Raw genomic sequence first — 20,988 nt, 5'->3', positions numbered from 1 at the left:
CGGAAAGGCAGCTATCGCAAAATCTGCTGATATGGAAAACGGGGTAAATCACTCCATAAGGTGAAGTTTCATAACTATAGCTAAACGCTAACCGCATACATCAGGAACATTAATAGTGCTTAATTATGGAAGATGTTTAAATCTCCAAGAAGAAAAAAAGAAGAAAGGTTAGCCAACTATTCAAAAGCTAAAAAAGGAAGTTTTAATTTCAATACTATCAGCGAGTATTTTATTAAGAAAGATCAAACAGCAGCCTTTCAGGTGGTCTCAGATAAGACTTATCATGATCTGGATTTGGATGAGGTTTTTATGTTTATTGACCGCACTTTATCCAAGATTGGCCAACAGTTTCTATATAATTCCTTCAGGGTAATCCCCCAAAACTCAGAAAGACAAGAAAGATGTGAGGAGCTTATTTCGGTTTTTAGGAAAAATCCTGAACTAAAAAAAACTGCGATAGAGCAGCTTTCAAGGTTAGATAGCTATGAGGCCTATTATATTTCTTCTTTGTTTCTAGAAGATCATTCCTTAAAGCCGAAGTGGTTTTTTATCATTCCCATACTTTCTATCACTGGCATTATCTCTCTTTCACTATCCCTATTTTATCCCCAATTTCTTATCCTATTAGTGGCTGTTTTAGCGATCAACTATTTTATTCATTATTGGAATAAGGAAAAATTCGTTCACTATAGTGGGACTATTCTTCAGTTGATAATTTTAAATCAGGTGGCCAAGGAATTTGTGAAATCGGGGATAGTGGCAAAAAGCAATGAAGAAGTAAATAATTCTATCCGCTCCATAGATAATATCGGATTTAGAATGTCGCTGTTCAAATTGGAGGCTAAAATTCAGAGTGATATTGGTCAGGCTGTTGATACCTTGACGGATATCGTAAAGGCCCTGTTTCTCATTGAACCTATAGTTTTTTTTAGTGTCTTGCAGAAACTAAATTCCAAGAAGGATGAAATCCACCTCTTGTTTAAGAAAATTGGTGAGATAGATACCGCTATTTCGATAGATTCATTGAGAAATGAGCTCCCTTATTATTCAGTTCCCATCCTTACCGGCAAAAAGAAATATCTATCAGCAAGGGAAATTTACCATCCGCTTCTGCAAGATTCAGTAGCCAATTCCATAGCTATTGATGATAAGTCCGTCCTGCTGACTGGCTCTAATATGTCTGGCAAAACTACGTTTATTCGTACGATTGGTATTAATTGCATAGTGTCCCAAACTCTAAATACCTGTTTTGCACGAGAGTTTTCAATGCCAAGAATAAGGATTCATTCTGCTATTAGAATCTCAGATGATATAATGAACGATAAAAGTTACTATTTTGAGGAGGTGCTGACCGTTAAATCCATGCTGGAAGAGAGTAGGTCTGGAGTGCAAAACCTTTTCTTACTGGATGAAATGTTTAAAGGGACCAACTCCGTGGAGCGGATCTCTGCGGGAAAATCCATTTTGACTTATTTAAATTCAGAAAATAATATAGTTTTTATTTCTACCCACGACCTGGAATTGGCAGAATACCTAAACGAAGGCTATAACCTTTTCCATTTTACGGAGATTATAAAAGATAAATCTATCCAGTTTGATTTCAAAATTAAGGCCGGTCAACTCAAAACAACGAATGCTATACGAATACTGGAATTGAATAATTACCCTCCTGAGATAATAGCTGAGGCTATTAAATTATCAGAACATATCAAATCAATTAAAACTAAATAACTAAGCTCGGGACTGTAATCTAATCTTTGGCTGGAATTTAGCTCTTCGATTGATGCCCATTGTATTGTCTTTTTTGTTTACATGGTTAAATCAGGTTTTATTAAATAAAACTAAGCTGAGTTTTACTTTTCATAAGATTTTTTCAGAAGGATGTTGATTGGTCCGCAGAAGCCCGGTATTATTCCCAGAAGCAGGGAAGGGGTTCATGGAGTTTTTTTACATTTTAAAAGGGATGACGAATGCATGATTGGCAAGCAGCTAATCTGCTGAATCCTGCCATCCTAGCATTGGTCTTTGATAGCATATATTGGAGCTTGTCGGATGGATACCATTACTCTGCATTTAGGTCAGACGCTTCGCTCAAAATAAATTCATATTCCTGATTGCGGGAGTGGAGTTCGATAACTTTCCGTCCAATAGCCCACATTTTTTGATTTACTGCCGCTTTGTTTTCTCAGTCAATTATATTTGACAAAGGAATGATGACAAGTCCTTGTTCAACTCAAAGAAATCAGCGTGATAAAGAAGATATTGGCCCTTATTCTTGGCCTATTAGTGAGCATTATTGGTTTATTGATTTTGGTGGTGACGGTATTTGTGAATACCCAGCCACAGTTTGGTGCCAGGCCAGCAGGGGAGGACCTGGAGCGCATGAGTCAATCGCCCCATTTTTCGGATGGTATATTTATCAATAGCCTGCCCACCACGACGGGGGACTTATCGGATGTCTTCAAGGTACTTCCAGAACTGCTAGACGAAGAGGGCAAGGTGCCGCATCGCAGCCTTCCCACCGGCTATGCGGCCAGCCCATACTCCGCCAGCGATCAAGTCAATAGGGTCACCTGGTATGGGCATTCAGCTTTTTTGCTGGAATTGACCGGGCGGAAGATTTTAATCGACCCGATGTTTGGGGAGATTCCCTCACCGCTGCCCTTTGGCAGCAAGAGGTTTGCCACGGATCAGCCGATTGATTGGTCGGCATTTGAGTCGATTGATATACTATTAATTTCGCATGATCATTACGACCATTTGGATTATCCGACGATTCTCAGGATCCAGGAGCAGGTGGGATTATTTATTACGCCGCTGGGGGTGGGGTCTCATCTGAAACATTGGGGAATTCCTGAGGAGAAGATCGTTGAGCTGGACTGGTGGCAGGAGAAGGAAGTGGACGGATTGAGCATTACTGCCTGCCCGGCGAGGCATTTTTCGGGTCGCGGTATGACCGATCGTTTTGCCACACTATGGGCAGGGTGGAGCATCAAAAGTGAAGAGTTAGCGATATATTTTAGTGGAGATGGAGGCTATGGAGATCACTTTAAGGAGATCGGCCAGCGTCTGGGGCCCTTTGACTTTGCGATGGTGGAATGTGGCCAGTATAATGAGGCGTGGAAAGACATCCATATGGTACCAGAAGAAACGGTCCAGGCGGCACTAGACCTTCAGGCAAAGCTATCTATGCCCATCCATTGGGGCGCCTTTAGGCTAGCTCCCCACCAGTGGCTGGACCCCATCACCCGCTTTGAGAATGCCGCCAAACTCCAGTCCCTACCCTATATTACCCCCCTCATCGGCCAAACCTTCCAGCTGGGACATGATTTCCCCAATACCCCTTGGTGGCTAGGCTTATAAGCGGAAAGGGCTTATCCATGGAAATTATAGGAGCTCCTAAGGCCAATGCCAAGTGGGCGTAGGAGAGGAGTGCAAAATCTAAAAAGTGAAGAGCCTATGTAGAGATTAATGAGATTTGAGGCTTGGGGATGCTGGTCCTAGGTATTAGCCCATGCGCCTTTTGTCTTCTTCACCTAGCATTTTCCTGATCCGCCGGACTCTTCTGTGGGTTCTTACTTTTCCATAAATATAGTAAGCGATAAGCCCTCCATAGAGTATATAGCTAACGGCCGGTATTTGCCCCTGATAGGCCATCATCCCGAAAGTTAGTGCCGAGCAGCCAAATAGAACTATTAGCACAACCGTTGCGAATTTTATGACTTCTGTTTCTCACTGCGTAAATAAATGAACTGGGTTTGTTGCTATAAATATTAATAAAATGATGGATTTCACCAATAAAAAAATAGCCCAGACATGGCCTGGGCTATTTTTTTATTGTGGGGTAAACCCGATTAGTAGGATTAATAGGCGGGATCCTGGGTGAGGACACCGTCCTGGAGATCTACCTGTACCTGTGGTAGTGGCCAGTGATCGTCTTGACCTTCGGTGTATTTGGCACCGTTGAGCCAAGGTAAGCGGCCTCCGTTGAGCTCACTTTTCAGATAGTTGTTCAAGGTTTGATCGGCAATTCCCCATCTTACCAAATCGAAGAACCTCATGCCTTCAAGGGCAAATTCCATTCTTATTTCGTGTCTTACTGCCTTACGGGCATACTCCTGACTAGGGAAGGAGGGGTAAGGGGCCAGCTTATAGTTCGCCGCTGGCTGGGATGGATCGATTATGATTTCGTCACTCGCTCGGAAGGAGGTGTTGAGCACTTTGCCCATCACCATATCGTCTGCCGCCCGATTACGGATGAGGTTGACGAGGGACAGGGCAGTGCTGAGGTCGTTCTCTTCTACAGCCACTTCGGCGCGCCATAGGAGGATATGCCCTAAGCGTAGGACCCTGAAGTTATTTCCATTTACACCTGCCGCCCAGTAGCTGGATTGGCTGGAGATTTCCCCTTTATTGCGCTTATACCACATGATCTTTTTGTTGAGGAATGGCCCCATATTCAGTTGGTCGAGCATCCAGTCGCTGCCACTCATCGGACCCCAATCCAGGAAGGGGATTCCCCGTCTGCCTATGGTCCAGTCCACTCTTGGATCCATCAGGTGATCGGTAGGGCTGAAGTTTTCGGTGGTTAGGATTTCATAATCTTCCACCAATAGGTTGTCCTGAAAGCTGTCCAAAAGAGGCAAACCATTTGCATCTACTTTGAAGGCATTGAAGAGGTCAAAGGAGGGGGCGCTATAAGCACAGCATAAGCCCACATCCTGGCCACGAGGGTACAGGGTTTGGTGGTCTATGCCGGAGTTGGCCACTCCTGCGCCATCATTTACCGAATATTGGATCTCAAAGATGCTTTCGCCATTATTCTGCTTTTCCTCATCGAAATTATTATAGAAATGACTTTCCAACTGGAAGGGACCGTCAATGATGATGTCGTCCAGAAGGGTCTTGGCGGCGCTGAATTCCTGCTGGAATAGATGCGTGCGGGCTTTTAGGGCCATAGCTGCCCAGCTGGAGGCTCTGCCTAGATCCTTAGGGGCTGGATTGAGGTTATCTATGGCAAATTGCAGGTCGCCTTCGATATTATCCCAGACTTCCTTGTCATTTTTCACCTGAGTAGCGTCCACGCCTTCGGTGATATAAGGGATTTTTTCGAATACCATTCTTAGCTGAAAGTGAAACCAGGCTCTTAGGAATTTAGCCTCTCCTTCCAATTGTTTGTATTGAGCCTCTGGTATATCCTCTGATTCATACAGGGCCAGCAGTGCATCATTTGCGCGGGATACCCCCTCGTAATTGATGCCCCAGGCGCCATTGAGCCATTCATTGTCCGAGCGTACCTCGTAGCGTTCCACGTCATTGATCTGGCTCCATCCGCCGGTCTGGTCTCCTCGGTGCATATCGTCTGAGGGCACATCCCCCCAGACCCAGTTCATCACCGATGCCTCTCCCTGGTTTCCACTAGGCGTCTCCCCCTCGGCATATCCGTCGAGGAGGGCATAGGTGGCGATGAGCAGTGAGTTTACCCCTTCTTCATTATTTAGCAGGGTTTGGTTGACGGCGCCATAGGGTTTTTCCTCGAGAAACTCCTCGCTGCATGATTGCAGCAGCATGCAGGCCGTGATGCAGTATATTGAAAATAATATTTTTTTCATGACAATTTGATTTTGGGTTATAGACTTAGATTCAATCCGAACATGATCTGACGGGATACTGGCCAGGCTCCTGTATCCACTCCACGGTCGATCTCACGAGCTATTCCATTGTCTCGCTTGGCAGGTATCTCTGGGTTCAATCCCGAATAACCTGTGATGGTAAATAAGTTGGAGCCCATGAAATAGATTCTAAGGTTGCTAATCTTAAGCTTTTCAAGTACCGACTCAGGCAAGGTGTATCCTACCTGAAGGTTTTGCAGTCTCAGATAGGAGCCGTCTTCTATATATAAGGTAGAAGGGTTCTGCTCAAAAGAGGTGCTGCTAGAGGCTTTAGGAAGCGTGGCATCGGCATTATCTGCCAAATAAGGCGATCCCCATGACTGATAGAGACGGTCTGGACTGTTAGGTCCCTGGAAGAGTCCATAGCGGATAAATCTATTGGTATAGTTGGCTAGGTCATTGCCGACGGTGGTATATAAGGTGGCGGAGAAATCTATGCCTTTATAGCCTAATCCCATGCGCAGTCCTGCGGTGAAATCGGGGTGTGGGTTGCCGATATACGTTCGGTCTTCTGGGCTGATGGTGCCATCTCCATTCACATCCTTGATTTTTAAGTTTCCAGGAGCATTATAGGTGCCATTGGCAGGGTGGTTATCGGCTTCTTCCTGTGTTTGGAAGATTCCGTCCACCACATAACCATAAAATTCAGGGAAGGATCTTCCCGCTTCTGTACGGGTATATATGGACTGTCTGATCGGGAAGCCCTGAATAAATTCACTGGAATTGCCCGACAGTTTAGTGACCTCATTTTTATAATGAGTGAAATTGCCCGATAGGGTATAGCTCAGTCCGCTGGAGCCAAAGTCTCCACGGTAATCTAGGGTGATATCTATCCCCTTATTGGACATGGAGCCGATATTTACGGATGGGGCGGTGGCGCTACCTGCCACAAGTGGGATGGCCACAGGAAATAGCATATCCTTGGTGTCCTTTCTCCAGAAATCTACCGTCACATCGAGGCCGCCAAATAGGGTGGCGTCGAAGGCGATATTGGTGGAAGTGGTCGTTTCCCATCTGGCATTAGGGTTGCCACGAGTGGCTGATTGATAGCCTACCACGATGGTATTGTCTCCACCGCCGATGGCGTAATAGGAGTTGCCAGGGTTACTATTATAGATCGAATAGCTATTATAATCACCTATTTGGTCATTTCCTGATTGTCCCCAGCTCGTACGTAGCTTGAGGAAGTCGAGCCATCCACTGGTGCCGGAAAGGAAGTTTTCCTCAGAAAGTACCCAGCCTAGGGATACCGCAGGGAACACCCCAAAGCGGTTGTTGAGGCCAAACCTCGAGGAGCCATCACGACGGACGGTGAAATCTGCGAGGTACTTTTTCTTATAGTCATAATGAGCACGCCCAAAATAGGAGAACAGAGACCAGGCAGCGGCGTTTCCACCATTCAGCTGGTTGCTGGCGCCCGCATCGAGCACCAGGAAATTCAGGTCGGTGCTGAAGAACTCCTGTCGGGAGGCATAGATATTTCTATAAGTACTCTTTACTGCTTCTGTACCTAGGAGCAGGTCGGTATTATGATCCTTACCAAAGGTCCTTTGATAGTTTAGCGTATTGGTCCAGTTCCACTGGAAGCTCACTGCACTGCCCTCATTGAGGGTGGTACCGTCGGTGCCATTGGTGTTTTCAGGATCTGGAAACTGAGGTCCAAAATTCTGAGATAGGTTTACATTATAGCCGGCCAGGGTTTTGAATTTCAGGTTCTTTACCGGACTTATTTCCGCGTAGATATTACCAGTGATATTATAAGTGCTGTTTTTACTATCCTGGGAGCGGTCCAGAAGACCTACCGGATTGGGGCCATCATAGACGTTGCCACCTACCACGCCACCGGCATAGTTGCCAGCCACATCATAGATTGGGAGCAGTGGGCTGATGGTATAGAGTTTATTGAGGAGGCTTTCATGAGCATTATTGCCATTATAGCCCTTGTTTTGGCTATACATTACTCCGAGTCTCTGGCCCAGCTTCAGCCAGTTGTTTACCTCTGCATCCACATTAGATCTTAGGCTGGCACGCTCGTAGGAGGTATATTTAAAGATCCCATTTTCCTTGATATAGTTGGCCTGGAAGGAATAGTTGGTTTTCTTTCCACCGCCAGTGACGGAGAGATTGAAGTCCTGAATAGACCCATCCTGGTACACGGCATCCATCCAGTCGGTACCCTGCTGATTGGCGAGGGTGATGGGATAGTTGTTTTGGTCGTATAGCTCAATATTGGTGGCAGGATCGCCGAAGGAAGCGCCATTAGGAAAGAGATAATCATTAAGTACGGGCTGGTCGCCGCTTCCATAATGCACATTGGAAGTAGGAAGTCCATCATTTTGGAATTCCAGCCACATCATTTCCCCAAGTTGCTGAGGATCGGTCATCAGGTCAAAGGTTGCATTAGGTTTATTGAAGCCTGAGCGAACGCTCACAGAGACCTGAGCGGCCTGATTTGCTTTTCCTGATTTGGTAGTCACTAGTATTACGCCGTTTGCTCCCCGGGCACCGTATATGGCGGTGGAGGCGGCATCTTTCAGGATCTGGATGGATTCGATCTGGTGTGGTGGCGGAGGCGTGGCGCCATATACCCCATCCACAACCCATAGAGGACCGTTATTATTGATGGTTCCCATACCACGGATTCTGATTTCGGACTGCCCTCCAGGGGTAGCCGAATTGACCACCGTGATGCCGGAGGCGCTGCCTTGAAGCGCTTTGCTGACATTTCCTGCCGGCTGCTGATCCAGGAAGCTTTTGTCCACCGTCGCCACCGCTCCGGTGAGCTCGCCCTTGGTTCGGGTGCCATATCCGATCACCACCACCTCGTCCAGCGCCTCAAGGTTTGAGCCTAAGGTGACATCGATGATGGAGCGTCCGGAAATGGGAATGCTTTGGCTTTTGTATCCGATGAAGCTAAATACTAAATTGCCCTCTGCGGGGGCTGAGATGGAGTATTTTCCATCAATATCTGTAATGGTGCCTGTGCTGGTACCCTCGACTAAAATATTTACGCCCGGGAGGGTTTCTCCATTTTCGTCATTTACAGTTCCTGAGATTTTGGCAGTCTGGGCGAGCACCTCGCTGGACAGGACCGCCGATAGCAAGCATAGGCATAGGGTGATGCCTAGCATTAGGCTTGGCCTAAGTAGAATTTTGGGTTTCATAATTGTTGATTAAGGTTTAAGAAATCACTTTCTAAATTTGGGTCCACCAATTGTTTACTGTTTCGTTCGACAATTGTCCTTGCTTATATAGGGAGTTGACAAATAATGGTGGATAAGAAGTACTTATTTGAACTTATGGAGTTTGATTTTTTTCCATTCGATTTTATTTGGTTGAGAACTGATTTATTATCTCATGCAAAAAGTACCAAATACAAGTAAGTGCCAATTATAAGGACTGTACTCTAACTAGACAGTAGCGATATATTAGGGAAAAACATAGCCTAGCAGTTGTTTGAGAGGGTATTTGTTTTATTGAAATGAGAAGAATTTAGCTGTATTCAATAGCGCCTGTTCCATGGATATGGACATATGGATTAGAAATAATCAGATTAATACTCATAAGACCTCAGCCTTTACCCAAAGCTGCAGCCCACCCGCCTGCCAAAAGCAAAGAGGTATAGAGGAAATAAACAGGGGAGGGCATAATAGCCTCCATACTGAGTCTCAGCCCAGCCCTTAAAAGTGGAAGTTTATTATTATATAAAAGCGCTATCCTTGCCTTGGTACAGATGGGCAAGGATAGCGTGTATTCAGGGTTTCCTAGAGATTGGCGATAAAGTCCTCCAGATTTACGCTTCGTTCCAGGTTTAGTTTTTTGCGAAGTCGATAGCGATTGGTGTGAATGGACTCCACAGATATCGCCAGCAGACTGGCCATCTCCTTGCTGGACATATTGAGCTTTATCAGGGCGCATAGCCGATGATCATTGTGATTAAGCTTAGGGAAATGCTCCTTTAAGCGATCATAAAACCCAGTGTTGATCTGGATAAATCTCTTTTCAAATTCATCCCAGTTGCGGTGGGAGTGAAGGTCGATATTTTTTATTAGGGTATTTACAGGTACTTTCTGATCGTCTTTTTTTATTTCTTTCAGTTGCAGCTTGATGTCCATGAGTAGCTCGTCTTTTTCTATTAGCTGAACCGTGCTGGCAATTAACTCCTTGTTTTTGACTTCCAGTACTTCTTTCGTTTTTTGAACTTCCAGGGCTCGTTTTTTCTCCAGGTATTTTTTCTCGGCCTTGAACTTCTTGGTTCGGTTTCGAATATATACCGCTCCCATAAAAGCCCCAAAGATGATGATAATGGCCAATATCACCTTTTGAAGGAAGGATACGCGGTCCTTATGCTCCAGCGTTTCCAGTCTTTGCTGCTGAAGTAATTTCTGCTGTTTCTCCTTTTCCAGACGAAATAAGTCCTGAATCTCCAATAGGCCTGTATTATTTGGGCTGCGACTATCAAAAAAATCATCATCCAGCTTCTTCGCCTCCCATAAACTCGTATAGGCTTTCTTGAATTGGTTGGTTTGGGCATAGAGGTCCGAAAGCTTCTTGTGCACCAGAGAGGAGAAATCGATATGGCTATGATACTTAGTGGAGGTTTCTAGCGATTGTAGGTAGTAATTCTCACTTTTTTGGTAATCATTGATAGCTCTATAATAATCAGCCAAATAGGAATAAACGAGAACGAGGTAAGAAGGTACATTGGTTTGGAACCAGGGGACCAGGTCTTTATTGATTTCTATGGCTTCACCAGGTCGGCCTGTTTGGCCTAGGACATAGGCTTTTTCAAAGAATACATAGGGAGATTCTTGAGGCTTCACCGTGCTGGGTAATATCTGAAAGCAGCTATCCAAGTATTTTTTTGCCTCGAAGGGCATTTCATTTTGACGAAATAAGGCTACCATCCCAAGGTAATTACTGATCAGCTCATTTTTATGGATCTTCTGCTCCCGGACCAGTTTCTTATTGATTTGCAGGGAAATATTGAGGTAGTTCAGGGCCTTATTCATTTTCTTATAATACCCGTAGGTTTGCCCGATTTTATAGTAGATGGTTCCCTGTGCATATTCCAGGTTGGCGGTGCTGGCCAGATCCAGGGCTTCCCAATAGTTATCATAAGCGTCCTTATATCGTGCATGATTTCCATGAATATTGGAGATCCTATTGATAATATCTATGGCGCCGAGGGTATCTCCATTGGCGAGAAGCTCATTTTTACAAATCCGGAATGCTTTTAGCGCCGCCTCAGGATTTAAATACTTCAAACTATCTCCTTCCTGGCAACGCTCTTTTTGATAAATCCCCTGTGGTGGAGACTGAATAGCATAGGTGTTTTGGATGGATATCATACCAAACACCATGATAAAGACATAGACTAAGGTGTGGGCTTGTAGTTTTTTTGGGTTAATCAGTAGGTCTTGGGTCATTCTTAATTTGTCTAGATTTCTGTAAGGGTAAACTTAATCTAATCCATGATAGGTCTAGGCTGCAATTGTTGACATAAATACCTCATATGTTTAATAAGAAGGAAAAACCTCGCTGTAAGCCATATAAAAAAGGTAAAAGACGTCAAAATGTTGTTCAGTTTCAGAAATTGAATTTATCTAATTGTTAGAGAATAATGCTGTTTCAAAACGATAAATATTCGCCTGTACAGTTTTTGTCTAGTGGCTATAGATGCTTTTATTGAATTAATAGATGCAAATTAGCTTTGCCTGATCTCCTCAAATCACGGGAGATGAGAATCAATAATTAACAAGAACATAAAATAACCTTAAATAATCATGATCAAGAAAATAGTCTTTACGCTAATCGGTGGTGCGGTGTTTTTTGGACAAGCCAATGCGCAGCAGGAGCAAAGTCAGGCTTTCCCATTTGTATTACCCAAAGAAAAACCGGCTATGCCTTTGAGCGCAGCGATGCATCGTAATTATGATGCTTATCCTGCCCCACGCCCGGAGGACAATGAGCTTTACAGCCAATTCAAATATACCGAACTAAAGGGCTTTGATTACCATAATCACGATGGCACCATCTCCAGACGGGATCCTTCCAAGGTGATATTTGCCAATGATAAATATTACGTTTGGTACACCTATAGAAATACTCCTTTGCCTCCGCAGGGAGCGGCCAAATCCAACGACACCATTCCTTCGGCAGATTGGGATCTTTCCGAAATCTGGTATGCCACCAGCAAGGATGGCGTCCATTGGGAAGAGCAGGGCGTGGCCGTGCCGAGGCCTCCCAAGCCGCAGGTAGGCTGGAGATCTGTGACCACGACGGATATTTTGGAGTGGGAAGGCAAATATTACCTATACTATCAAGGCTTCATGGAAGCCAGTGGCAAGCGAGGGGATGATTGCCCGGTAGCAGTTTCCTATGCCGACTCACCAGATGGTCCATGGACCGCCTATAACGAGGTAGTTATCCCTAATGGCGCCGCTGGCGAATGGGATCAGTTTTCTATCCATGATCCTCAGCCAATAGTTCATGATGGTAAAATATACCTGTATTATAAGTCTGACTTTGATGGAGATCCTAACCTGGTGCGCATGCAAGGACTGGCAATCGCTGAGCATCCTCTTGGCCCTTTCCGAAAGCATCCCCTCAATCCTGTCATCAACTCAGGCCACGAAACCACCCTTTTCCCCTTTAAGGAAGGCATTGCCGCCCTGGTGATCAAGGATGGTAATGAGCACTTCACCGTGCAATATGCTGAGGATGGGGTGAATTTTGAAATTGCCGCTATCACCGACCTAATGCCCACCGCCGCAGGGCCATTTATGCCTGACGCTTTTACCAATACCAGCTATGGAAATGGCATCACCTGGGGCATCTCTCACCTTACCAATGCCACCGACTGGGAGCATAATCATGCCATTTTATTGCGCTTTGACTGTGACCTGAGCCTGGACGTGAATGATCCGGAGATGAAAAATCATAATTACTATTATAAACCAGACTTCTACTATCAGCATGGACTTAGCAATAAGCAAAAACAAAGAGTAGAGGAAGAAAATAAACGACTGATTCAAGGAGAGGAATAAAGATGAAATTTCTTGTCACCAACTTCACTCGACTTATTTACATGCTTTGTGGGAGCTTGCTGCTGTTTATTTTGCTGCACAGCAACCCACTCGCTGCCCAAACTAAAAAGCCTAATATCGTCTTGCTCTTCAGCGACGATGCAGGATATTATGATTTTGGCTTTCAGGGCAATCCACATTTTCCCACGCCTCATCTCGACCAGCTCGCCAGAGAAGGGGTGGAATTGGAGCAGTTTTATGTCACTGCGGCGGTTTGCGGCCCTTCGAGAGCTGGCATGCTGACGGGTATGTATCAGCAGCGGTTTGGCTTTGAGGAAAATAATGTACCTGGATATATGAGCAGTGCAGGCTTGCAGGGTGACCAAATGGGCTTACCGCTGGGACTGCAGACGATGGGCGATTACCTGAAACCATTAGGTTATAAGTCCATGGTTATTGGCAAATGGCATATGGGCTCTGCCGATGAGTATCATCCTTTGAACAGAGGCTTTGATGAGTTTTTTGGCTTCCGGGGAGGAGCTAGGAGTTATTTCGAACTGTCAGAAAGCCAGCAGGAGGCAAGGCCGGAGGATAGGCTTGAGCGAGGATTTGGCCATTATGAAGAGTCAAAGGGATACCTCACGGATGTGTTTGCAGATGAGGCCTGTAGGTTTATAGAGGAGAATAGCGATCAGCCTTTCTTCCTTTATCTGTCTTTCAATGCCGTGCATACACCACTGGAAGCTACAGCCGAGGATATGGCGAAAATCACTGGTCTTACGGGAAAAAGAAAGCAGATGGCGGCCATGACCCTGGCTATGGACCGGGCTTGTGGGCAGGTTTTGGATCGGCTAAAGCAACTAGGTTTAGAAGAAAATACTCTGGTGATTTTTACCAATGATAATGGTGGGCCTACAGATGCTAGTGCTGCCAATAATTACCCACTAAGTGGCACCAAAGCCAACCATCTGGAAGGAGGAATCAGGGTTCCGTTTATCATCAAATATCCTCGTGAGCTGGGAGCAGGGGGCCAATACCCCTATCCTGTGTCCACCTTGGACCTACTGCCGACCTTCTATGCTGCAGCCGGTGGGGAAGTGGAAGATCTTGAGGGTTTGGATGGCCTAGATATATTGCATTATCTGAAAGGGGAGCAGAGTGCCCGCCCGCATGAAAAGCTGTATTGGAAAAAGGAAAATAGAGGCGCTATCAGAAAAGGAGACTGGAAGCTGCTGCGTTTTCCTGATCGGCCAGCGGAATTGTACGACCTGTCCACGGACCAAGCGGAAGAAAAAGATCTGGCCAGCGAAAACCCAGCGCTGGTACGGGAAATGTATAAAGAACTCTTCGAATGGGAGCTGACTCTGGAGCGTCCAAAATGGCAGCTGCTTAGAGAGTATGAAGGCAAGGCCATGGAGCGAATGGACAAGTACCGTAAGCATTACCCGGAGGACTAAAGGAGAATAGGGAAGGGCCTGCGAATTAGCGTTTGCCCCATAGGTCCTTCCTGTATTCCCCGGGGGTCTTGCCGGTATGAGCTTTGAAGAGTCTGGAGAAATAGCTTACATACTCCAGTCCGATCTTCTCGGCGATTACCGCTAAGGGGTCTTTGGTGCTAGCAAGCAGTACCTGAGCTCTTTCGATTTTCCGCGATTGAATGTATTTCAATGGCCTTATTCCGAAGGTTTTCTGAAATAAACTCGAATAATAATCCGCACTTAAATTCACTGCATCGGCCACCATCTGCACGGTGAGGTCCATATGGAGGTTTTGCCGGATAAATTTAGTTGATTCCAGGATTTTACTTTCACTGATGGTATTGCCTTCGGAGATTTTGGCTTGTCGGATAAATCGGGAAAAAAGAATGCGAATCAAGCCATTGGTTTCAAGAGAACAAGAGGGACTTAAGCTGTGGTTTTTGGATTTGAAGGTAGATAGAGTGGTATAATTATCATAAGATTTGGGGTCATCATTGATCAGATGTCGATTGGGGTTCAGCTCGATGATTCGCTGAAATAAATCCTCATCGATGGCAGTGGCCCGTACTTCATGGTGGAAGTGATAATGGTCAAATACAGAACCAGCTTCTCCAATTTCCTCCATGACTCCGAGGTAATATTGGGTCTGGAAATCCTGACAAATATACCTGCCATAAGTAAAGCTGGGGATGAGATAAAGAAAGCCGGGTTTAAGGATATATTCCTTGCTGGAATGGTAAACTTTCCCACTGCCTTCGGTCACGAGATAGAGTCTATAAAAAGGGCTGATCACGTTATCATAATCCCAGCGAGTATCCAGGTGGACCTTGGCAGCATTTAATAGGTGAAATTGGATAGTGTCAAGTTGCATTGTGTATTGATGAATATCGGAAATGTATATTTATATGCCGTAAAGATATATAATTATTTAATTCTAAATATTCATATTTGATAAATGAAAATTAGCAATCTAGCCCTATTATGAAAAGACTTGTTTATTTAAACTTTTTGTGGATAAGTATATTGTTCTGGTCCTGTTCGGAATCTGTTCCGCCAGAAATACAAGAAGTGTATAATGATTTGCCGGAGCAGCTGGATTTTAATGTCCATGTAAAGCCGGTCTTATCCGATAAGTGCTTTGCCTGTCATGGACCGGACAAGGGCACGATCAAAGCCGGCCTCCAGTTGCACGAAGCGGAGACGGCCTATGGCGCTGGTGACTCTGGCGAAAAGGCCATAGTTCCTGGCAAACCTTCCAAAAGTGAGATGGTAAAGCGGATACTCAGTCACGATGAGGACTATATGATGCCCAGCCCGGGCTCAAACCTCACCTTGACGGACAAGGAAAAGGCCATTCTAATCAAATGGATCGAAGATGGTGCTGTATATGAGCCCCATTGGGCATTTCAGAAGCCTAAAGAGGTGGAAGTTCCCAAAACTTCCGCCAAGGACTGGGTGAAGAATGATATCGACCAGTTCGTTGCCCTTACCTTAGCCAACCAAAAACTCGCTCCCTCACCTGAGGAGGAGCGTCCACTTTTGCTGCGTAGGCTTTCACTAGACCTCACCGGTCTGCCACCTAGCCCAGAAGAAATAGAAGCTTTTGTGAATGATAAATCCGCTGATGCTTATGAAAAGCAGGTGGACAGACTATTGGCATCGCCCCACTATGGGGAGAAGATGGCGATGGATTGGATGGATGTGGCTCGGTATGCAGATACCTATGGCTACCAAGTGGATCGCTATCGGGACATGAGCCCTTGGAGAACCTGGGTCATCAATTCCTTCAATAATAATATGCCTTATGAGCAGTTCCTGAGTTGGCAGATCGCGGGTGATTTATACCCTAATCCCACCAAGGAGATGCTCTTGGCCACAGGATTTAATAGACTTCACCCGCAAAACATGGAAGGTGGGATCGTGGATGAGGAGTTTAGAGTGGAATATGTCGCGGATCGTGCCTCCGTCCTGGGGCAGGGAGCGATGGCTCTGACACTGGCCTGCGCCAGATGTCATGATCATAAATATGACCCCATCTCTCAGAAAGATTTCTATCAGTTTTATGGTTTCTTCAATAACCTCAACGAAACCGGACAGATATCCTGGGATCCAGGAGACATCCCCGTTCCTAATATGCTCTGGCCAAATGAGAAGCAGGAGAAGGTACTGGCCTATCTAAAAGAGATGGAAAGCAAAGATGCTACCAAGCTCAAAAAGGCGGCAGATGCAGGAAAGGCTGAAGCCGATCAGTGGATCGACAGCCAGGGATACCAGAAGTTAACGATGCCGCTAAATTCCGCGTTGGCAGGGAAATTTAACCTTAATGACAACCTCACCAATAGCCAAACCGGCAAATCAGGAAAAATGGATCGCGATGCTACCAAAGGTGAGCAACCAACCTATGTGGAGGGACGAAAAGGCAAGGCCCTGAAGCTGGACGGTGATGCATGGATCGACCTGAAACCTGTGGGCATATATAAGAGAAATGATGCTTTCAGTATAGGACTATGGGTTCACCTGCCGGATTCGGTGAAAGAAGGGGTGATCTTCCATAAAAACCAGGGAGCAAGATTGCACAGCTATAAAGGCTACCATCTGTACCTGCGGGACAATAAATTGGAGCTCCTGCTGGCGCATACCTGGCCGGATAATGCCATCGAAAAACACAGTCTAGGCGAGGTGCCACGAAATAAGTGGGTACATGTCGCGATGACCTATGATGGATCGAGCAAGGCGGAAGGTTTACGCTTATTTATGAATGGCCAGGAAATGAAAATGAAATTGGTCACTGACAACTTATATAAGGATATAGTTTTTGGAAATTACGAAGATCAGATTTATAGTTCGCCGATAGAGCCCGGCCTTATGATCGGTGCGAGATGGAGGGGCTTCGGTATCAAGGATGGCTTGGTGGATGATATCCAAGTGTATAGCCGGGAGCTGACTGCATTGGAGGTATCGGCCTGGGCAGAGCAGGATTATGCAGCTCTGCTGAAGAAATCTCCGGAGCAGCTCAGTGCAGCAGAGAAAAAATTGCTTTCCGAATATTACCTAAAGCATCTCTATAGCCCCTATCAGCAGGCAGAGCAGGAGCTGATGAAAACCCGGGCCGCGCTGGTGGACAGCACACAGAAGGTGCCGGAAGTGATGATCATGAAGGAGATGGAGGAGAAGCGAAAAACCTACCTGCTGGAGCGGGGATTATATAGTGAGCATGGGGAAGAATTGGAGCCTGATGTTCCCGAAAGTATCCTTCCTATGCCGGAAGATTTCCCAAAAAACAGACTAGGATTGGCCAAATGGCTATTTCATCCCGATCATCCTCTTACAGCTAGGGTGGCGGTAAACCGCTACTGGCAAAATTTCTTTGGCAGAGGCATCGTGAAGTCTAGTGAGGACTTCGGAAACCAAGGGGAGCTACCTTCTCACCCTCGATTGCTGGATTACCTGGCCAATACCTTCCGCGAAAGTGGCTGGGATGTGAAAGCACTCAATAAGCAGATCGTCATGTCTGCCACCTATAGGCAGTCTTCGAAGGTCACTGAGGAAATAAGAAAAATGGACCCTGATAATACCTACCTCTCCCGAGGGCCAAAGGTAAGGCTGAGCAGTGAGGTCATCCGTGATAATGGTCTGGCAGCAAGTGGGCTGCTTGTGGACAAGGTAGGCGGGAAGAGCGTGAGACCTTATCAGCCCGAAGGACTATGGGCGATGAATGCTGATGAGTATATCCAGGATACGGGCGAAAACCTCTATCGCAGGTCTATCTATACCTTATGGAAAAGGACGGTCCCTAATCCCACCCAATCCACTTTTGACCAACCTGATCGAAGTGAGTGTACGGTGAGAAGACAGAAAACGAATACTCCACTGCAAGCTTTGGTCTTATTGAACGACCCTACATTCGTGGAGATATCCAAAAAACTAGGGGAGGAAATGGCTCGTAAAGAGCAGGACAAATCCTCCATCGCTCAGACTTTCATCAAGCTGACGGGCCGGGAGCCCAAGGCCAATGAACTCGATCTGCTGGTGGAACTCCGACAAAAAGAATATGATAAATTCGTGAAAGAACCCCTGAAGGCCCAAGGCTGGCTGGCAGCAGGTGAATACCAATTGGATCCTAGCCTGGACCAGTTGTCTATCGCCGCCAATGCCGTTGTGGCGAGTGTAATTATTAATTCAGATGCAGCAATAACCAAAAGATAAACTATGTGTCACCATCATGATATTTTACGATCTGCTGATCAGGAGATGCAGCAGGAAGAAAGAAAAATCGATAGAAGGCAGTTTCTCACCAAAACCTCTATGGGGCTGGGTGCTCTAGCACTGGGGAGTCTATTTGGCTCAGAAAAACTATTTGCCGGAGGCCAAAGCATCCCTACCGTGGGTAGCGGAGGGCTGGAAGGCCTTCCTCATCATATCCCCAAGGCCAAGAGAATTGTCTATCTCTTCCAAAGTGGAGGACCTTCTCAGATAGAGACCTTTGATTATAAGCCTAAGCTTATGGATATGTTTGGCAAAGAGCTTCCACCAAGTGTCCGCGGCGAACAGCGCCTTACGGGCATGAGTGCGCAGCAGTCTTCCCTGCCCATCGCCCCGAGTATTTATAATTTTGACCAATATGGAGAAAGCCGGGCCTGGGTCAGTGAGCTGATGCCTCACACTGCGGAGATGGTCGATGACCTATGCTTCATCAAGTCTATGCATACCGAGCAGATCAATCATGATCCGGCAATTACCTTTTTCCAAACGGGGCACCAGCTTCCGGGAAGGCCTTCCATCGGCTCCTGGATCAGCTATGGCCTGGGATCATCCAACGAAAACCTGCCGACATTCATCGTCCTTAACTCCAAAAATGCAGGTGGACAGCCTATTTATTCCCGACTATGGGGAAATGGCTTCCTACCCACCCAGCATCAGGGAGTGCAGTTTCGTTCCGGAAAAGATCCCGTATTGTTCCTCAATAATCCCGATAACTATGACGGAGAGGACCGTGCGGAAATGCTGCAATACTTGAAGCAACTCAACGAGATGCAGCACAGTGCCTATGGTGATCCGGAGATCCTCGGGCGTATCGCCCAATATGAGATGTCCTATAGAATGCAGACCTCGGTGCCCGAGATTACGGATATGTCCGATGAGCCCGATCAGGTTTTTGATATGTATGGAAAGGACAGCCGTGATTCAGGAACCTATGCCGCCAACTGCCTGATGGCCAGAAGGCTGTTGGAGAAAGGGGTGAAGTTTGTGCAACTTTACCATAGAGGTTGGGATCAGCATAATTACCTGCCTGGAGGGATCCGCAATCAGTGTAAGAATACCGATCAGGCCACCGCAGCCTTGCTGAAAGACCTCAAACAACGTGGAATGCTGGAAGATACCCTGGTTATCTGGGGTGGGGAATTTGGGCGTACTGTCTATTCCCAAGGAAAGCTGACCCCTCAAAACTACGGCAGGGATCACCATCCACGCTGCTTCACCATGTGGATGGCTGGAGCCGGTGTGAAGCCTGGATATACTCATGGTGCGACGGATGATTTCAGTTATAATGTAACCGAAAATCCCGTGCACGTCCATGACTTCCATGCCACCCTGATGCACCTGATGGGTATCAATCACGAAAAACTGATCTATAAGCATCAGGGAAGGCGCTTTAGGCTTACCGATGTTGAGGGTCATGTTGTTAAAGATATATTAGTATAAAAATGAATTCAAGAAGAAAGTTTATAGGAAATTCGGCCATGGCCCTCGGCGCAGCCAGCATGATGCCTCGCTGGAGTTTTGCCCTTCATACAAATAAGCCTGCCGATGAGCTCATCGTGGGACATGGTGACTATCAATATAAAGTACATAAGGACTGGGCCAAAATAGGTGCCGCCTATACCTCTATCCTCAATTGCCACGAGATGGTGATGGACAGCAAGGGACGCTTGCTCATGATAGGTGATCATACTGACAATAATATTCTGGTATTTGATAAATCCGGGAAGCTCCTGGACCACTGGGGTACTCAGTATCCCGGCGGGCATGGACTTACCCTGCACCAGGAGGGTGAGGAGGATGTATTGTATATCGCAGACTGTGGCTGGTTTCAGGACCGACAGGGTAAGATGCAGCGCCAGGCAGGATTTGTGTCCAAAACAGATATCAATGGCCGCCTGATTTTTAATCTTCCGGACCCTCACACCATCGGGGTGTATAAGGAAGATCAGCCCTATATGCCGACCGAAATCGCCGTGGGTCCCAATGGGGATGTCTATGTGGCAGATGGCTATGGCTCAGATTATATCCTTCAATATGACCATAATGGGCAATTTATCCGTCGATTTGGGGGGCATGATAATGCCAATCCTGACGAAAACCTTCAGAATGCACACGGGGTGGCCGTGGACCTGCGAGGACCAAAACCCATGCTGGTGTGCACCTCCAGAACAGAGAATTGCTTTAAATATTTTACCCTTGACGGGCAATATGTAAAAACCGTATCCTTACCGGGATTATTTGTTTGCCGGCCGGTATTCGATGGAGATAATCTCTATGCGGGTGTCTGCTGGAGTAAGACCCGCGAGGAAAACAAGGGGTGGGTGAGAGACACGGGTTTTGTGACAGTGATGGAGGGTGACCGAGTGGTCTCCAATCCAGGCGGTACGGCTCCCGAATATGTCGATGGAGAGCTACAGCAGATGTATCGCGCGGAGAATCCGCTATTTAACCACGGCCATGATGTATGTGTGGATGAGGACAAAAACCTCTATATCTGCCAGTGGAATGCGCACCATACCCCACCCATCAAACTAGAAAGGATCTAAC

At 46.3% G+C, this 20,988-nt stretch carries 12 protein-coding genes; 7 read left to right on the top strand and 5 right to left on the bottom strand.

Annotation, left to right across the window (positions count from 1 at the left end; all coding sequences use genetic code 11):
* Window positions 1-132 precede the first annotated feature (132 nt).
* Complete coding sequence (locus tag B050_RS0117220; protein WP_018475197.1) at window positions 133-1,731, top strand: MutS-related protein; 1,599 nt, start codon at window positions 133-135, stop codon at window positions 1,729-1,731.
* Window positions 1,732-2,247: 516 nt separating this feature from the next.
* Window positions 2,248-3,363, top strand: a complete 1,116-nt coding sequence (locus B050_RS0117215) for an MBL fold metallo-hydrolase (RefSeq protein ID WP_044202799.1) — start codon at window positions 2,248-2,250, stop codon at window positions 3,361-3,363.
* Window positions 3,364-3,507: 144 nt separating this feature from the next.
* Here B050_RS0117215 and B050_RS23505 read toward each other — a convergent pair whose 3' ends face one another.
* The 4 genes from B050_RS23505 to B050_RS0117190 form a co-directional block, all read right to left on the bottom strand.
* On the bottom strand, window positions 3,508-3,702 hold the full coding sequence (locus B050_RS23505; RefSeq protein ID WP_157492870.1) for a hypothetical protein: 195 nt from the start codon (window positions 3,700-3,702) through the stop codon (window positions 3,508-3,510).
* A 161-nt stretch (window positions 3,703-3,863) separates the two neighbouring features.
* A complete protein-coding gene (locus B050_RS0117205) occupies window positions 3,864-5,612 on the bottom strand; it encodes a RagB/SusD family nutrient uptake outer membrane protein (RefSeq protein ID WP_018475194.1) in 1,749 nt (582 codons plus the stop codon).
* A gap of 17 nt (window positions 5,613-5,629) precedes the next feature.
* A complete protein-coding gene (locus tag B050_RS0117200) occupies window positions 5,630-8,836 on the bottom strand; it encodes a SusC/RagA family TonB-linked outer membrane protein (RefSeq protein WP_157492869.1) in 3,207 nt (1,068 codons plus the stop codon).
* 600 nt (window positions 8,837-9,436) lie between these two features.
* A complete protein-coding gene (locus B050_RS0117190; protein WP_018475191.1) occupies window positions 9,437-11,101 on the bottom strand; it encodes a hypothetical protein in 1,665 nt (554 codons plus the stop codon).
* A 357-nt stretch (window positions 11,102-11,458) separates the two neighbouring features.
* On the opposite strand from B050_RS0117190, the gene B050_RS0117185 reads away from it, so the two are divergent.
* Window positions 11,459-12,721, top strand: a complete 1,263-nt coding sequence (locus B050_RS0117185; RefSeq protein WP_018475190.1) for a glycoside hydrolase family 117 protein — start codon at window positions 11,459-11,461, stop codon at window positions 12,719-12,721.
* Window positions 12,722-12,723: 2 nt separating this feature from the next.
* Window positions 12,724-14,157: a sulfatase-like hydrolase/transferase gene (locus B050_RS0117180; RefSeq protein WP_157492868.1), complete on the top strand. Its 1,434-nt coding sequence runs from the start codon at window positions 12,724-12,726 to the stop codon at window positions 14,155-14,157.
* A 25-nt stretch (window positions 14,158-14,182) separates the two neighbouring features.
* Here B050_RS0117180 and B050_RS22655 read toward each other — a convergent pair whose 3' ends face one another.
* Window positions 14,183-15,049 (bottom strand): helix-turn-helix domain-containing protein, encoded by an 867-nt coding sequence (locus B050_RS22655; protein WP_018475188.1) that lies wholly within the window; start codon window positions 15,047-15,049, stop codon window positions 14,183-14,185.
* 110 nt (window positions 15,050-15,159) lie between these two features.
* Between B050_RS22655 and B050_RS0117170 the strand changes: the two genes are divergently transcribed.
* Genes B050_RS0117170 through B050_RS0117160 form a run of 3 tightly spaced genes read left to right on the top strand, consistent with a single transcriptional unit; the run spans window position 15,160 to window position 20,987 of the window.
* Window positions 15,160-18,384, top strand: a complete 3,225-nt coding sequence (locus B050_RS0117170; RefSeq protein ID WP_018475187.1) for a DUF1553 domain-containing protein — start codon at window positions 15,160-15,162, stop codon at window positions 18,382-18,384.
* 3 nt (window positions 18,385-18,387) lie between these two features.
* Window positions 18,388-19,881 (top strand): DUF1501 domain-containing protein, encoded by a 1,494-nt coding sequence (locus tag B050_RS0117165; protein WP_018475186.1) that lies wholly within the window; start codon window positions 18,388-18,390, stop codon window positions 19,879-19,881.
* 2 nt (window positions 19,882-19,883) lie between these two features.
* The gene (locus B050_RS0117160; RefSeq protein ID WP_018475185.1) at window positions 19,884-20,987 is read left to right on the top strand and encodes an NHL repeat-containing protein; all 1,104 of its coding nucleotides are present in this window, start codon (window positions 19,884-19,886) and stop codon (window positions 20,985-20,987) included.
* Window position 20,988: the final 1 nt, after the last annotated feature.

Source organism: Echinicola pacifica DSM 19836, from assembly GCF_000373245.1.
In the GTDB taxonomy this organism is placed as follows: domain Bacteria; phylum Bacteroidota; class Bacteroidia; order Cytophagales; family Cyclobacteriaceae; genus Echinicola; species Echinicola pacifica.
The sequence above is the reverse complement of the archived record's forward strand: the minus strand, read 5'-3'. Positions and strand labels throughout refer to the sequence as shown.

Bases quoted from the DNA above. Each gene is read 5' to 3' on its own strand.
- B050_RS0117220 (WP_018475197.1), top strand. From the start codon at position 133: ATGTTTAAATCTCCAAGAAGAAAAAAAGAAGAAAGGTTAGCCAACTAT.
- B050_RS0117205 (WP_018475194.1), bottom strand. From the start codon at position 5,612: ATGAAAAAAATATTATTTTCAATATACTGCATCACGGCCTGCATGCTG.
- B050_RS0117200 (WP_157492869.1), bottom strand. From the start codon at position 8,836: ATGAAACCCAAAATTCTACTTAGGCCAAGCCTAATGCTAGGCATCACC.
- B050_RS0117190 (WP_018475191.1), bottom strand. From the start codon at position 11,101: ATGACCCAAGACCTACTGATTAACCCAAAAAAACTACAAGCCCACACC.
- B050_RS0117185 (WP_018475190.1), top strand. From the start codon at position 11,459: ATGATCAAGAAAATAGTCTTTACGCTAATCGGTGGTGCGGTGTTTTTT.
- B050_RS0117180 (WP_157492868.1), top strand. From the start codon at position 12,724: ATGAAATTTCTTGTCACCAACTTCACTCGACTTATTTACATGCTTTGT.
- B050_RS22655 (WP_018475188.1), bottom strand. From the start codon at position 15,049: ATGCAACTTGACACTATCCAATTTCACCTATTAAATGCTGCCAAGGTC.
- B050_RS0117170 (WP_018475187.1), top strand. From the start codon at position 15,160: ATGAAAAGACTTGTTTATTTAAACTTTTTGTGGATAAGTATATTGTTC.
- B050_RS0117165 (WP_018475186.1), top strand. From the start codon at position 18,388: ATGTGTCACCATCATGATATTTTACGATCTGCTGATCAGGAGATGCAG.
- B050_RS0117160 (WP_018475185.1), top strand. From the start codon at position 19,884: ATGAATTCAAGAAGAAAGTTTATAGGAAATTCGGCCATGGCCCTCGGC.